At 71.0% G+C, this 13,656-nt stretch carries 14 protein-coding genes; 5 read left to right on the plus strand and 9 right to left on the minus strand.

The genetic code is table 11. The annotated features are described in order from the left end of the window. Positions 1-18 precede the first annotated feature (18 nt). Positions 19-516: a DUF427 domain-containing protein gene (locus ASD93_RS13040; RefSeq protein ID WP_056123299.1), complete on the minus strand. Its 498-nt coding sequence runs from the start codon at positions 514-516 to the stop codon at positions 19-21. A 38-nt stretch (positions 517-554) separates the two neighbouring features. Continuing rightward, positions 555-1,973, minus strand: coding sequence for a dihydrolipoyl dehydrogenase family protein (locus ASD93_RS13045; RefSeq protein ID WP_056124522.1), 1,419 nt, complete (start codon positions 1,971-1,973; stop codon positions 555-557). Between the two features lie 160 nt (positions 1,974-2,133). Here ASD93_RS13045 and ASD93_RS13050 point away from each other — a divergent pair, with 160 nt between their 5' ends. From ASD93_RS13050 to ASD93_RS13065, 4 genes are read left to right on the plus strand one after another with little or no spacing between them, the layout of a single operon-like run. Continuing rightward, positions 2,134-2,958: an ABC transporter ATP-binding protein gene (locus tag ASD93_RS13050; RefSeq protein WP_056123301.1), complete on the plus strand. Its 825-nt coding sequence runs from the start codon at positions 2,134-2,136 to the stop codon at positions 2,956-2,958. Then, a complete protein-coding gene (locus ASD93_RS13055; protein ID WP_056123305.1) occupies positions 2,955-3,629 on the plus strand; it encodes an ABC transporter permease in 675 nt (224 codons plus the stop codon). Before ASD93_RS13050 ends, ASD93_RS13055 begins: the two co-directional genes overlap by 4 nt. Beyond that, positions 3,626-4,357, plus strand: a complete 732-nt coding sequence (locus ASD93_RS13060) for an ABC transporter permease (protein WP_056123308.1) — start codon at positions 3,626-3,628, stop codon at positions 4,355-4,357. Before ASD93_RS13055 ends, ASD93_RS13060 begins: the two co-directional genes overlap by 4 nt. Before the next feature lie 28 nt (positions 4,358-4,385). Beyond that, the gene (locus ASD93_RS13065; RefSeq protein WP_056123313.1) at positions 4,386-5,300 is read left to right on the plus strand and encodes an ABC transporter substrate-binding protein; all 915 of its coding nucleotides are present in this window, start codon (positions 4,386-4,388) and stop codon (positions 5,298-5,300) included. Between the two features lie 57 nt (positions 5,301-5,357). Here ASD93_RS13065 and ASD93_RS13070 read toward each other — a convergent pair whose 3' ends face one another. From ASD93_RS13070 to hisC, 5 genes are all read right to left on the minus strand, one after another. Then, complete coding sequence (locus ASD93_RS13070; RefSeq protein WP_157536957.1) at positions 5,358-6,596, minus strand: MFS transporter; 1,239 nt, start codon at positions 6,594-6,596, stop codon at positions 5,358-5,360. Between the two features lie 119 nt (positions 6,597-6,715). After that, positions 6,716-8,077 carry a dihydrolipoamide acetyltransferase family protein gene (locus ASD93_RS13075; protein ID WP_056123316.1) on the minus strand — a complete coding sequence of 454 codons (1,362 nt, stop codon included), beginning with the start codon at positions 8,075-8,077 and terminating at the stop codon, positions 6,716-6,718. A gap of 91 nt (positions 8,078-8,168) precedes the next feature. Beyond that, positions 8,169-9,134 carry an alpha-ketoacid dehydrogenase subunit beta gene (locus ASD93_RS13080; protein WP_056124529.1) on the minus strand — a complete coding sequence of 322 codons (966 nt, stop codon included), beginning with the start codon at positions 9,132-9,134 and terminating at the stop codon, positions 8,169-8,171. A 56-nt stretch (positions 9,135-9,190) separates the two neighbouring features. Then, a complete protein-coding gene (locus ASD93_RS13085; RefSeq protein WP_056123319.1) occupies positions 9,191-10,321 on the minus strand; it encodes a thiamine pyrophosphate-dependent enzyme in 1,131 nt (376 codons plus the stop codon). Further along, positions 10,318-11,439, minus strand: coding sequence for a histidinol-phosphate transaminase (gene hisC, locus ASD93_RS13090; protein WP_056123322.1), 1,122 nt, complete (start codon positions 11,437-11,439; stop codon positions 10,318-10,320). Before hisC ends, ASD93_RS13085 begins: the two co-directional genes overlap by 4 nt. 109 nt (positions 11,440-11,548) lie before the next feature. Between hisC and ASD93_RS13095 the strand changes: the two genes are divergently transcribed. Further along, positions 11,549-11,941, plus strand: a complete 393-nt coding sequence (locus tag ASD93_RS13095) for a phage holin family protein (RefSeq protein ID WP_056123325.1) — start codon at positions 11,549-11,551, stop codon at positions 11,939-11,941. 4 nt (positions 11,942-11,945) lie between these two features. Here the strand turns inward: ASD93_RS13095 and ASD93_RS13100 are convergent, their stop codons facing one another. Both ASD93_RS13100 and ASD93_RS13105 read right to left on the minus strand, forming a co-directional pair. Beyond that, positions 11,946-13,286: a hypothetical protein gene (locus ASD93_RS13100; protein WP_056123328.1), complete on the minus strand. Its 1,341-nt coding sequence runs from the start codon at positions 13,284-13,286 to the stop codon at positions 11,946-11,948. Continuing rightward, positions 13,286-13,567, minus strand: a complete 282-nt coding sequence (locus ASD93_RS13105) for a hypothetical protein (RefSeq protein WP_056123331.1) — start codon at positions 13,565-13,567, stop codon at positions 13,286-13,288. Before ASD93_RS13105 ends, ASD93_RS13100 begins: the two co-directional genes overlap by 1 nt. Positions 13,568-13,656: the final 89 nt, after the last annotated feature.

Genomic DNA, 13,656 nt, shown 5'->3' on the forward strand with positions numbered 1-13,656 from the left:
CTCAAATCGGCCGGAGTGCTACCAGCCGAACGAGCCCGGGATGCCCTTGAAGGGACCGGCCACCCCCGACGTGATCCAGCCGCCGTAGAACTCTCCGGGCTGCGGCGTGACCGCCTCGCCGCCCAGCTCGCAGACATCCATCGGCCGCGCGTACACGGCCACGCGTCCGGTCAGCACCTCGAATCCGGCGGACGGGCTCGGGTAGTGCCACGCCGCCCTTCGTGCGGTGACCCCGCCGCCGCGCACGTCGAAGTAGCGGGCCGACCCCTTGAACTCGCAGAACGAACTGCCCGCCGCGCCGAGAAGTGCTCCCTCGGCGAACGCCGCGATCGGCAGGTAGTAGACCGGTGGATGACTCGTCTCGAGCACGCGCACGATGTCATCGGTGTCGACCACGACCTCGCCTCCGAGGCGGATCACGGCGCGCTGGGTGATGCGCTCGACGCGCGGCGGTCGCGGATAGTCCCACACGGACTCCTGGCCGGGAGCGGTGGGATCTGGGGCAGGAGGTCTCACCCTTTCAGCGTAGGTCGCCGCCGCACGGCCGGGGCCGGCTAGCGGCCGAGCTCCTCGAGCCAGCGGAGCCACACCTCGCTGACGGTGGGATAGGCGGGGACGGCGTGCCACAGGCGGTCGATCGGCACCTCGCCGACGATCGAGATCGTCGCCGAATGCAGGAGCTCGGCGACGTCGGGACCGACGAACGTGGCCCCGACCAGCACCCGCCTGCGCTCGTCGAAGATCGCACGAGCCCGGCCCTGGTAGTGATCGGCGTGGGTGCTCGCGCCCGAGACCCACGACAGGTCGTAGTCGACGACCCGGATGCCGAGCCCGGCCGCCGTCGCGGACGCCTCGGTGTGCCCGACCGACGCCACCTCGGGATCGGTGAACGTCACCTGGGGCACGGCGGAGTGGTCGGCGGTGGCGACGTGACGGCCCCACGGGGCATCGTCCACGTCGCCTCCGCGCGCTCGCGCGGCGATGACGTCGCCGGCGGCACGTGCCTGGTACTTGCCCTGATGCGTGAGGAGTGCGCGATGGGTGACGTCGCCGACGGCGTACAGCCAGTCGAAGCCGCGCACGCGGAGGGTGTCGTCGACGTCGAGCCATGAGCCCGGCGCGAGTCCGACGCTCTCGAGCCCCACGTCGCCTGTCCGCGGCACGCGTCCGGTGGCGACGAGCACCTCGGCCGCCCGCACCTGCGACCCATCGGACAGGGTAAGCACGACGTCGCCGTCCGGTTCACGCGACGCCGTCTCGACGTCGACGCCGGTCCGCACCTCGGCTCCGGCATTCCGCAGCGCCTCGACGACGGCCTCGCCCGCGAACGGCTCCATCGACCCGAGCAGACCCGACCGTGCGATGAGCGTGACCGCGCATCCGAATGACGCGAAGAGGGTGGCCATCTCGCACCCCACGACTCCGCCTCCGAGGATCGCGAGGGACGAAGGCACATCTCGCACGCCCGTGGCGTCGCGGCTCGTCCAGGGTGCGGCATCCTTCAGTCCCTCGATGTCGGGAAGGAGCGCCGCCGATCCCGTCGACACGACGACCGCGTGACGAGCGGCCAGGACGACCTCCTCGCCGCCGGGGTCGGTGACGGTGACCTCCCGCTCGGCGGTCAGGCGACCGTGCCCGCGCACGAGATCGATGCCGGCACCGCGGAGCCAGTCGACCTGCGACGTGTCGTCCCAGTCGTGCACGATCGCATCGCGACGCCGCAGCGCGGCCGCCACGTCGACGGATCCGGTGACCGCCTGCCGCGCGCCGTCCACATCACGCGCCGCCCGCAGCGCCGCACCGCTGCGCAGCAGCGTCTTCGACGGCATGCAGGCCCAGTAGGAGCACTCGCCGCCGACGAGCTCGCTCTCCACGACGGCGACGGAGAGGCCGCCCTGCTTCGCCCTGTCGGCGACGTTCTCACCCACCGGACCGGCACCGATCACCACGAGGTCGTACTCCCGAGCTGCCATGCGTTCCACGGTATCGGCGCATCCCGACGTCGGGGCCGGCAATCCGTTCATTCGTCCGCGCCGAAGAATGCACACCTTCCGGACGCGGTCAATACTTCGCGCGCGGGGCCCCCGATGTCCCCGGGCTGTGGAAGGCTGGGAGACCCGCCGAAAGGACACAATGGCGATCGAGTTCCGATCCGTCAGCAAGCGCTTCGCCGACGGCACGCTGGCGGTGGACGAGTTCAGTCTGGTCATCCCGGCGCACCGGGTCACCGTCCTCGTCGGCTCGTCCGGCTGCGGCAAGACCACGCTCCTGCGCATGATCAATCGCCTCGTCGAGCCGACCGGCGGCGAGATCGCCATCGACGACGAGCCGATCGCGGGTCGCGATCCGGTGGCGCTCCGCCGCGGCATCGGCTACGTGCTGCAGAACGCGGGGCTGCTCCCGCACTTCAGCGTCGTCGACAACATCGCGACCGTCCCGGTCCTCTCCGGGGTCGCGCGCAAGGTCGCCCGCAAGCGGGCGCTCGAGCTCATGGACGTGGTCGGCCTCGACCGCGCGCTCGCCGAGCGCTACCCGGCTCAGCTCTCCGGGGGCCAGCAGCAGCGCGTGGGGGTCGCCCGGGCGCTGGCCGTCGATCCGAACATCCTGCTGATGGACGAGCCCTTCGGCGCGGTCGACCCGATCGTCCGCAAAGAGCTGCAGGCCGAGATCCTCCGCCTGCAGCGGGAGCTCGACAAGACCATCGTGTTCGTGACGCACGACATCGACGAGGCGTTCCTGCTCGGCGACCAGGTCGTGATCCTCGAGAAGGGCGCGAAGATCGCTCAAGTCGGCACCCCCGACGAGATCACCGAGCACCCTGCGAGCGAATTCGTCGCCAGCTTCATCGGGGCCGACAGGGGCGCGCGGTCGCTGCGTCGCAAGGAGACCCCGAACGGCGTCGTGGTCGTCGACTCCGCCGGTCGCACGCAGGGGGTGCTCATGGAGGACGCCCCGTGAGCTGGGTGCTCGACAACCTCGACCTGATCTGGGCGTTGTCTATCGACCACCTCCGGCAGAGCCTGATCGCGATCGTGCTCGGCTTCCTCATCGCGATCCCCATCGGCTGGGCCGCGTTCCGGTACACCGGCCTGCGCGGACCGACGCTGGCCACCGTCGGTCTGCTCTACACGATCCCCTCCCTCGGCCTCTTCGCAGTGCTCGCGGCCGCGTTCGGCATTCCCCTCCTCTCCGAGACGAACCTCGTCGTCGCCCTCACCATCTACGCGGTCGCGATCATGACCCGATCGGTCACGGACGGCCTGGCGTCGGTCGACCCCGTCACCCGCTCCGCCGCGGTCGCCGTCGGATTCGGGTCGTGGCGGCGCTTCTGGGCCGTCGACTTCCCGCTGGCCGGTCCCGTCCTGCTCGCCGGCCTGCGGGTCACCGCCTCGTCGACCATCTCGCTCGCGACCGTCGGCATCCTCATCGGCGTCCAGAACCTCGGCTACCTCTTCACGAACGGGTTCCAGCGCCGCATCATCCCCGAGGTCCTGGCGGGCGTCGTGGCGGTGGTCGTGATCGCCGTGCTGATCGACCTGCTCCTCGTCGTGGCAGGTCGCGTCCTCATGCCCTGGAACCGGCGGCGGCCGTCTCGCCGCGAGCGCGCCCTGCGGGCGGTGACGGTATGAACTACTTCCTCGAGGCGTTCGCCTGGATCTTCTCGCCCGAGAGACTGACGGGTACCCTGCCGCTGCCCACGGCCATCGCACAGCATCTCGCGTTCACATTCGGATCGGTGCTGATCGCGGCACTGATCGCGATCCCCGCCGGCTGGGCCATCGGGCACACCGGGCGCGGCCGCGAGTTCGCGGTGTCGCTGTCCGGTGCCGCACGCGCCCTGCCCTCGCTCGGGCTGATCGTGCTGCTCTATCTCCTGCTCGGCGTGTCGCTCAAGACCGAGGCGGCGGTGACCGCGTTCGTCATCCTCGCGATCCCCTCGATCCTCGCAGGCGCCTACGCGGGGTTCGAGGCGATCGACCGGACCGTCGTCGACGCAGGCCGGGCGATGGGGATGACCCCCTGGCAGGTGCTGTGGAAGATCGAGGTGCCCCTCGGCCTCCCTCTCCTGATCGGCGGGCTGCGGCAGGCCACGCTGCAGGTGGTGGCCACCGTCACGATCGCCGCGTTCGTCGGCCTCGGCGGCCTCGGCTACTACATCATCCAGGGCATCCCGCTGCGGGACTTCCCGCAGATCCTGGGCGCCTCGATCGTCGTCATCGCCCTCGCACTGCTCCTCGATGCGATGTTCGCGCTGCTGCAGCGCGTCGTCGTGCCGCGCGGCGTGACCGCGAGGACGGACTCCCCGCAGCGTTCCCCCGGGGTGCGCACGCGCGCCGTCGCGAGCACACCCGCCTGACCCACCACCACAACCGGAGGTTCCCCACATGTCCACAGCACGCACCCGCCTCGCGCTGGCTCTCAGCGCGACCACCATCGCCGCACTCGCCCTCGCGGGCTGCGCCTCGAGCGACCCGATCACGGGCGGCGACGGCGCGAGCGAAGCGCCCGGCGGCTCGTCGACGATCGTCATCGGCTCGCAGGCGTACTACTCGAACGAGATCATCGCGGAGATCTACGCCCAGGCCCTCGAGGGCGCGGGCTTCGAGGTCAAGCGAAACTTCAGCATCGGGCAGCGCGACGCCTACATGCCGTCCATCGAGGACGGGTCGATCGACCTGTTCCCCGAGTACACCGGCAATCTGCTGCAGTTCTTCGACCCCGAAGCGACGGCGACCACCGCGGACGACGTCTACGCAGCCCTGCAGGAAGCGCTGCCGGAGGGCCTCGCCGTGCTCGACCAGTCGCCGGCGACCGACCAGGACTCGTACAACGTCACGGCCGACTTCGCGGCGGAGAACGACCTGGTGTCGATCGGCGACCTCGCCGGCATCGACGGCCTGACGCTGGGCGGCGCCCCCGAGCTCGAGAAGCGCCCGTACGGGCCGACCGGGCTGAAGGACATCTACGGCGTCGACGTCAAGTTCAAGGGCACCGGCGACACGACCGTCGACGAGCTCGTGGCGGGCAACATCCAGGTCGCCAACGTCTACAGCGCCGACCCCCTGATCAAGACGAAGGACCTCGTCACCCTCGAGGATCCGGAGGGCCTGTTCCTCGCGTCGAACGTCGTCCCGGTCGTCAGCGCCGACATCGCCGACGAGATCGCGGACGTCATCAACGCCGTGAGTGCCGCGCTGACCCCCGAGGGTCTCGTCGCGCTGAACGTGCAGTCGACCGTGGACCAGATGTCGTCGGACGACATCGCGGCCGCGTGGCTCGCCGAGAACGGCCTGGACTGATCCGAGGCATCCTGCCGGGCCGGCGGTCGCACCGGCCGTCGCCCCGGCAGGTTGCTCTCAGGCGGGAGACTCCGCCGTGACCTCGCGCGCCGTGTCGGCCGGCGGGCGCTGTCCCCGGCTCAGCAGGACGAACGGGATGGCGGCCGCGGAGATCACCCCGCTCCAGACCAGCGAGGCTCCGTAGCCTCCGACATCCGCGACCCGTCCCAGTGCCGGCTGGAAGACGACGCCGCCGCCCGACCCCATCAGGGAGTCGAACGAGAGCACGGTCGCCCGCTGCTTGGACGGGATCATGTCGTTGAGGTAGGCCCGGTGCACCGGGTCGTCGATCGCCGAGGCGACGCCCCACAGCGCCACGAGGAAGACCGCGAACCAGAAGTTCTGGACGAGTCCCAGTCCGATCAGCACCAGCACGCTGACGACCGCCGACAGCAGGAGCGTCGACGTCCGCCGGCGGAAGAGTCGGCGCACCCAGGGGGCGAGGAGCCCTCCGACGATCGATGCACCCGACACCAGGGCGGCCGCGAGTCCCGCCACGGTGTACGCCTGGTCGTCACCCCACAGCTCCAGCAGGTAGGGCTGCAGTGCGTAGAAGACGTAGATGCCGACCCCGGCGATGAACGGGCTCGCGAGCATCAGCCAGCGCACCGGAGGATTGCCGAGGCCGTAGCGCACCGAGGCGCGGAAGACGGTGCGCGTCGCCTGGAGCGGGCCCTCGCTGCGGTCCGGGGTGAAGCCGAGGTCGCGCATCAGCAGCCCGGCGACGACGAACATCGCGAGCAGGATGGCGCCCCTCACCAGGAACGGCACGCCGAGGTTCGTCATCTGGGCGAGCACGCCGCCGAGCACGGAGCCCGAGAGCATCGCGACGCCGCCGACGATCTGCGCCCGCCCGAACACGGTCTCGAGGCTGCCTTCGTACCGGGTGGCCTGCAGCGCGTCGACGAGCCAGGCGTCCACCGCGCCGGAGAAGAAGGTGAAGCCGAGTCCGAGCAGCACCGACACGATCGCCCAGGCCCAGAACGGCGACTGCCAGACCCACAGCATCCAGTACATGACGGTCGTGACGGCCAAGGTGAGGGTCCCGAGGAGGTAGGACGCCCGTCGGCCGAGGGTGTCGGCCACGACGCCGGTCGGGATCTCGAAGATCAGCATCCCGGCGGTGAAGAAGGCGTTCGCCGAGAACGCCTCGAAGTTCGTCAGCCCGGCGTCGAGCAGGAACAGCGTGTTGATGCCCCAGATGAACGAGGCGGCGAGCGTGTTGCCCAGCGTGAGCGCATAGTACGTCCCCTGCACACGGCGGGGCGTGGGCAGCGAGGCAGGGGTCCTGGAGATGACGGCTCCGCTTCTTTCCACTGATCCGGTCGACGACGGCGCGACACCGGAATGCTACGCCGGTCCAGCCCGGTCCAGGCTCAGTCGAGCAGGAGTGCGGGCTCCTCGAGGATCGAGGCGACGTCGGCGATGAAGCGCGACATCCCATCGCCGTCCACGACCCGGTGATCGAACGAGCCGGCGACGGTGGTCACCCAGCGCGGCCGCACCTCGCCGTCCACGACCCACGGCTTCTGGCGGATCGTGCCGAGCGCCACGATCCCGGCCTCGCCCGGGTTGATGATCGGGGTGCCGGCATCCATCCCGAACACCCCGATGTTGGTGATCGTGATCGTGCCCTGCTGCTGGTCGGCCGGAGTCGTCCTGCCCTCGCGCGCGGTGAGCGTGAGCTTCTCGAGCGCGCGGGCGAGCTCGCGCATCGACAGGTCCTGCGCGTCCTTGATGTTCGGCACCAGCAGGCCGCGCGGGGTCGCCGCGGCGATCCCGAGGTTCACGTAGCGGCGCACCCGGATCTCGGCGCCGCCCTCGGCGTCGACCCACGCGGCGTTCACCATCGGCGTGCGGCGGGCAGCCCAGATGACGGCGCGGGCCATGATCAGCAGAGGCGAGATCTTGACGTCGGCGAAGTCCGGCGAGGCCTTCAGCCGCTTGACGAGCTCCATCGTGCGGCTCGCGTCGACATCGGTCCAGACCGTCACGTGCGGTGCGCTGTAGGCCGACTGCACCATCGCGGACGAGGTCGCCTTGCGCACGCCCTTGACCGCGATGGTCTCCTCACGCGCGTCCTCGGGCACGGGCGTGGCCGAGGGGACGGATGCCGCTGCCCCGGCGACCGGGATCGTCTCCTCGCGCACATCGCCCCACTCGGGCGTCTCGATGTTGCGGAAGACGCTCGCCTGCGAGGCGTGCCTCACGACGTCGTCGCGGGTGACCTCCCCGGCGGGACCGCTCGGCGCGACGCTGGCGAGATCGACCCCGAGGTCACGCGCGAGCTTGCGGATCGGGGGCTTGGCGACCACACCGACGGAGGCCTCCACGCGCTCCTGCGAGGTGACCGCGGGCTTGCGCCGACGCGACTTCACCTCGCCGCCGGTGCCGTAGCCGACGAGTACTGCTCCGTCGCCCTCAGCGGATGCGGGCGCGGCTTCGGCGGGCTCGCCGTGCTCGGACTGCCCGACGGTCGCGGGGCCTGCGGCAGCCGCGTCCGACGCGATGGTGATGATCGGGGCACCGACGTTCACGGTCTCGCCCTCACCGACGAGCAGGTCGCCCACCGTGCCGGCGAACGGCGAGGGCAGCTCGACGAGCGACTTGGCGGTCTCGATCTCGACGAGGACGTCGTTGACGGCCACGGTGTCGCCCGGGGCGACGTGCCACGACACGATCTCGGCCTCGGTGAGACCTTCGCCCACGTCGGGCAGGACGAACGTCTGCGTGGTCATTCGGTCTCCTTGGGTCGTCCGGTCGTGGAGCGAGGAGCGCAGCGACGAGACGAAACGCGTCGCTCGCACGTGTCACTCAACGCTCGGTACATCAGTAAGCGAGGGCGCGGTCGACGGCCTCGAGGATGCGGTCGGCGTCGGGGAGGAATGCTCCCTCGAGCTTCGCCGGGGGGAAGGGCATGTCGAATCCGGATACCCGCAGCACGGGCGCCTCGAGGGCGTAGAACGCCTTCTCCATGACGGTGGCGGCGACCTCGCTGCCGACGCTCGTGAAGCCGGGGGCTTCCTGCGCGTAGACCATGCGGCCGGTGCGGCGGACGGAGTCGAGGATCGGCCCGTAGTCGATCGGCGACAGCGAGCGCACGTCGACGACCTCGCAGCTGGTGCCCTCGGACTCGGCGAGCGCGGCGGCCTGCAGCAGCGTCGTCACCATCGCGCCGTGCCCGACGAGGGTGACGTCGGTGCCGCGTCGCACGATGCGGCTCGCGTGCAGCGGCAGAGCGCGGGCGACGGTGTCGACCTCGCCCTTCTGCCAGTACTTGCTCTTGGGCTCGAGGAAGATCACGGGGTCGGCCGAGGCGATCGCGTCCTGGATCATCCAGTACGCGTCGTTCGCGGTCGACGGGCTCACCACCCGGAGCCCCGGCGTGTGGGCGAAGTAGGCCTCGGGGCTCTCCTGGTGATGCTCGACCGCGCCGATGTGCCCGCCGTACGGGATGCGGATCACGATCGGCATCTGCAGGGCGCCCTCGTGGCGGTTCGTGATCTTCGCCAGCTGGGACGTGATCTGGTCGAACGCGGGAAAGACGAACCCGTCGAACTGGATCTCGATGACGGGGCGGAATCCGGCCATCGCGAGGCCGATGGCGGTGCCGACGATGCCCGACTCGGCGAGCGGGGTGTCGAGCACGCGGCGTTCGCCGAACTCGGCCTGCAGGCCCTCGGTCACCCGGAACACCCCGCCGAGCCTGCCGATGTCCTCGCCCATCAGCAGCACGTGGTCGTCCGCGGCGAGCGCGGCGCGCAGGCCGGCGTTGAGCGCGCGGCTGATCGGCATGGTGATGGGGGCGACCCGATCGCCTGCCGATGCCGGAGCGGTGCTGGTCGTGGTGCTCACGCGCCACCCCCTTCGAAGGATGCCTCGTAGTCGGCGAGCCAGCGGCGCTGCTCGTCGACGAGCGGATGCTGTTCGGAGTACACGTGCTCGAAGATGAGGCCGGCCTCGATCCCGCCGAGCTCGTTCGTGCGGGTGCGCACGTCATCGGCCACGGCGCGGGACTCGGCCTCGACGTCGGCGAAGAACGCGTCCGACGCGCCCTTGGCGCGCAGGAACGCCTCCATCCGCGCGATCGGGTCGCGGCGTCGCCAGGACTCCTCCTCGTCGGCGGTGCGGTACTTCGTGGGGTCGTCGCTGGTCGTGTGCGCGCCCATGCGGTACGTCATCGCCTCGATGGCACGCGGTCCGAGGCCGGAGCGTGCCTCATCGAGCGCGGCCCGGGTGACCGCCCAGCTCGCCACCACGTCGTTCCCGTCGACTGCGATGCTGGGCATCCCGTAGCCCTCGCCCCGCTTGTACAGCGGCGCGCGCGACTGCGTGGCGACGGGGACCGAGATCGCCCACTGGTTGTTCTGCAGGAAGAACACCTCGGGGGTGAGGTAGCTCGCCGCGAACACCATCGCCTCGTGCACGTCGCCCTGGCTCGACGCACCGTCGCCGTAGTAGACGATGACCGCCTCATCGCGCTCGGGGTCGCCGGTGCCGCACCGCCCGTCGAAGACGAGGCCCATGCCGAAGCCGGTCGCGTGCAGGGTCTGGGCGCCGAGCACGAGCGTGTAGAGGTGCGTGTTGCCGTTCTTGGGGTCGAAGGGGTTCCAGCCGCCGTGCGTGAGGCCGCGCATGAGGCGGATGATGTCGACCGGATCGACGCCGCGGATCCGCGTGACGACGTGCTCGCGATACGAGGGGAACAGGTGATCCTGCGCCCGCGCGGCGCGGGCCGATCCGACCTGCGCGGCCTCCTGACCGAAGCTCGGCGGCCAGAGCGCGAGCTGTCCCTGCCGCTGCAGGTTGGTGGCCTGCACGTCGAACGCGCGGATCACGGCCATGTCGCGGTAGAAGCCCTCGAGCGCCTCGTCGGTGAGGCTGTCGACGAGCTCCCGGTACGGCTCGGCCGCGGCGGACGGGGCGAACGTCCCGTCCGCGGCGAGGAAGCGGACGGTGGTGTCGTCCTCAGGCGTGGTCATGCGTCACCGCCGCCCGCAACGCCGCGATGCCCGGCGGGGAGGCCGCGAGCGACGGATGCCGCGATCTCCAGCACCTTCTCGACCGATTCCTCTTCGCCGATGGAGATGCGGATGCCGTCGCCGGCGAACGGTCGCACGATCAAGCCGGCCGCATCGAACGCCTCGGCGATCGCGACCGTCTCGTCGTGGGCGGGGAGCCACACGAAGTTGCCCTGCGCGTCGGGCACGCGCCATCCGGCTCCGCGGAGTCCGTCGGCGACGCGGTCGCGGCGCTCGGCGATGGCCCGCACGCGTTCGAGGAGCTCCTCCTCGGCGTCGAGGCTCGCGAGTGCGGCCTCTTCGGCCTGCGCGGTGACCGAGAGCGGGATCGTCGTGCTGCGCGCGGCGTCGAGGATGCGCGAGTGCCCGATCGCGTAGCCGACCCGGAGCCCCGCGAGACCGAACGCCTTCGAGAAGGTGCGCAGCACGACGACGTTCGGGTGGCGTGCCGCCGAGAGCACGCGCGTGCCGTCGACCGCAGCCGGGTCGGTGACGAACTCCGAGTACGCCTCGTCGAGCACGATGAGCACGTCGGCGGGAACGGTCAGCGCGAAGGCGTCGAACTCCTCCTGAGTGACCGCCGGCCCCGTGGGGTTGTTCGGGCTGCACACGATCACCACGCGCGTGCGGTCGGTGATCGCCGCGGCCATCGCCGGGAGGTCGTGGCGGAAGTCGGCGGTCAGCGGCACGTGCACGGCGGTCGCGCCGGCCACGACCGCCAGCCACGGGTAGGCCTCGAACGACCGCCACGCGTAGATCACCTCGTCACCCGGCGCGCAGGTGGCCTGGACGAGCTGGGCGAGGATCGAGACGCTGCCCGCTCCGACGTGGACGTCGTCGACGGCGACGGCGTAGCGCTCGGCCAGGCGCGCCCGCAGACGTGATGCCGAGGCGTCCGGATACCGGTTCACGGCGGTCGCGGCCTGCACGGCCTCGAGGACTCCGGGCAGCGGATCGAACGGGTTCTCGTTGCTCGACAGCTTGTAGGACTCGGCCCCCGCCTGGCGGCCCTGCTTGTAGGGGGGCAGCGCGGCGATCTCGGGGCGGACGCGGATGGGGATGTCGGAGGCGTCGGTCACCCTGCCGAGTCTACGAGCGGCGCGGCTGCGCGCGGGAGGATGCGTGGACGTCCGAACACACGCCCCGTCGTCCTCGCACCGGTCGCGAGGCCGTGCCAGACTGCGGACCATGGGATTCCTCATCCGCGTCGTCGTCAACGCGTTCGCGATCTGGGTCGTCACCCTGATCACGGCGTTGCAGGTCTCGATCGTCCCGTTCCCCCCGGGCGAAACGCTCCAGCTCGTGCTCACCCTGCTGATCGTCGCGGCGATCTTCGCACTCGTGAACACGCTCATCGGCACCATCATCAAGGTGCTCGCGTTCCCCCTGTACATCCTCACGCTGGGGCTGATCGGCCTGCTCATCAATGCGTTCCTGCTGTGGTTCACTGCGTGGATCACGAGCTTCTGGAGCTGGGGCCTGAGGGTCGAGGACTTCTGGCTCGGGCTCGTCGCCGCGATCATCATTTCGCTGATCAACTGGGTGTTCGGCATCATCCTGCGGCCGAAGACCAAGGACTGACAGCTCACCCGTCGTCGCCTCGCGCGGCGGCGTACTCGAGGACCTCGATCTCGACGGCGCCCGACAGGTCGGCGAACACGGCCTGCACACTCTCCACGCGCGGGTCGCCCGACGCGTCGACCAAGCCCGCGGTCTCGGCGTAGGACGTCATCCGATGCGGAGCGACCGCCACGTCGTGGACTCCGGACTCGGGATCGAACTCGCGCTCCACCACGAAGCTGCCCGCGGACCCGACCGGCGCGATGTGCCCACCCCCGGCGAGCGCGACCACGGGGTCGTCGGTGTGACGCACGGCGACGCTCAGGGTGCCGGAGCCGACGTCGGCTTCGACCGGCGATCCGAACGACACGAGCGTGCGGGTGTCGTAGCCGCCCTCGAGCGCCAGGTGCGCCGTGACCATCGCGCCCTGGGAGTGGCCGAACGCGTGCACCACGTCACCGGGGCGTGCGCCCGCGGCAGCGAGCGCGGCCTCCGTCGCCTCATAGGACGCGGAAGCCCGCCCGGCGTAGAGCTCTGCGTTGGAGCGGTTGTCCCATGCTTCGTCACCGCCGACCGCGAGCGTCTGGGTGCCGGCGACGTACACCGCGAACTGGCGCGACCCGTCGGGCATCGTGTATCGCTCGACGCGCACCCGTGATTCCCCGGCTCCGGGCATCCGCTGCGCAACCGACCGCAGCCCGGTCGGAGCCGCGGTCGACGACGCGGCCGGCGTGACCGGCGTGAGGACCACCGACTGCCCGCGACCGGTGAGCCGAGAACCCGCCGGCAGCGTGCCCTGACCACTGAACCCGGCGAGCGCGCCCGCGCCGAGGGTGAGCCCGCCGAGCGCGACGCCGCCGACGACGGCTGCCGGGAACCCGAAGAGGTCGCCGACGGCGTAGCCGAGCTCGGTCGCCTGCCGCTGAAGGTCGGACGGCCACATCACGTCTCGTTCCAGCTCGGCCCCGACCGCGGCTGCGAACGCGTCAGGGTGGCGGGCCATGAGCGTGTCGCGGGCGACATCGAGCCGGGCGACGGCGTCACGGTCTCCCGCGAGCACCGCGGCACGGTGCTCTGCGTTGAGCTCGACGAGTTCGTAGATCGCTGCGGCCTCGCGCAGGGCGCTCGCGATGCGGTTCGCGCCTTCGAGCGTCTCGGCGAGACGCCTGCTGAGGACGGATGCCGTGCTCGCGGCCTCCTCCGCGAGCACGCGCTCGCCGAGCAGCATGTTCTGCAGCGCGCCGAGCCGGTGGCGGATGTCTTGGAGCTCGTTGCCCGCCGCGAGGAAGCGGCCGGCCATCTCACGCAGCGTCACCGTATCGACGGCGACCGCGCCCCCGCCGATGATCTCGAGATCCGAACCCATCAGAACCCCTTCTCGATCGGCCAGAGCGCCGCATCCCTCGCCCGCGCGGCGCTCAGCCGCGCCGTCTCTGCCAGACACACGAGGCTCGACACCTCACCCGCCCACTGGGTGGCCAGGCGATGGAAGGCCTCGGCGGCGCGTGCTCGCCAGTCGGTGGCCGCGGCGAGCCCGCGCGCCCCGGTCGCTGCGACCGTGAGCCGTTCGGACAGCGCCGCGAGCTCGCGGGCGACGATGTCGAGCTGCGACGCCGCAGTGGCCGGGTCGAGAGTGGAGTGCGCCATCGGGCCATGCTGTCCGCTCACGACGGTCCGGCCCGCGACGCCGCAGCGAACTGTGCGCGCGCCCGCCGCCGCCCCGCCTGTGAAGGAAC

Origin of the sequence: Microbacterium sp. Root180 (genome assembly GCF_001428485.1) — a bacterium.
GTDB lineage: Bacteria > Actinomycetota > Actinomycetes > Actinomycetales > Microbacteriaceae > Microbacterium.

Excerpts from the sequence above, each read along its gene's own strand:
- ASD93_RS13045 (WP_056124522.1), bottom strand. The coding sequence starts at position 1,973 with ATGGCAGCTCGGGAGTACGACCTCGTGGTGATCGGTGCCGGTCCGGTG.
- ASD93_RS13050 (WP_056123301.1), top strand. The coding sequence starts at position 2,134 with ATGGCGATCGAGTTCCGATCCGTCAGCAAGCGCTTCGCCGACGGCACG.
- ASD93_RS13060 (WP_056123308.1), top strand. The coding sequence starts at position 3,626 with ATGAACTACTTCCTCGAGGCGTTCGCCTGGATCTTCTCGCCCGAGAGA.
- ASD93_RS13065 (WP_056123313.1), top strand. The coding sequence starts at position 4,386 with ATGTCCACAGCACGCACCCGCCTCGCGCTGGCTCTCAGCGCGACCACC.
- ASD93_RS13075 (WP_056123316.1), bottom strand. The coding sequence starts at position 8,077 with ATGACCACGCAGACGTTCGTCCTGCCCGACGTGGGCGAAGGTCTCACC.
- ASD93_RS13080 (WP_056124529.1), bottom strand. The coding sequence starts at position 9,134 with ATGCCGATCAGCCGCGCGCTCAACGCCGGCCTGCGCGCCGCGCTCGCC.
- ASD93_RS13085 (WP_056123319.1), bottom strand. The coding sequence starts at position 10,321 with ATGACCACGCCTGAGGACGACACCACCGTCCGCTTCCTCGCCGCGGAC.
- ASD93_RS13095 (WP_056123325.1), top strand. The coding sequence starts at position 11,549 with ATGGGATTCCTCATCCGCGTCGTCGTCAACGCGTTCGCGATCTGGGTC.
- ASD93_RS13100 (WP_056123328.1), bottom strand. The coding sequence starts at position 13,286 with ATGGGTTCGGATCTCGAGATCATCGGCGGGGGCGCGGTCGCCGTCGAT.
- ASD93_RS13105 (WP_056123331.1), bottom strand. The coding sequence starts at position 13,567 with ATGGCGCACTCCACTCTCGACCCGGCCACTGCGGCGTCGCAGCTCGAC.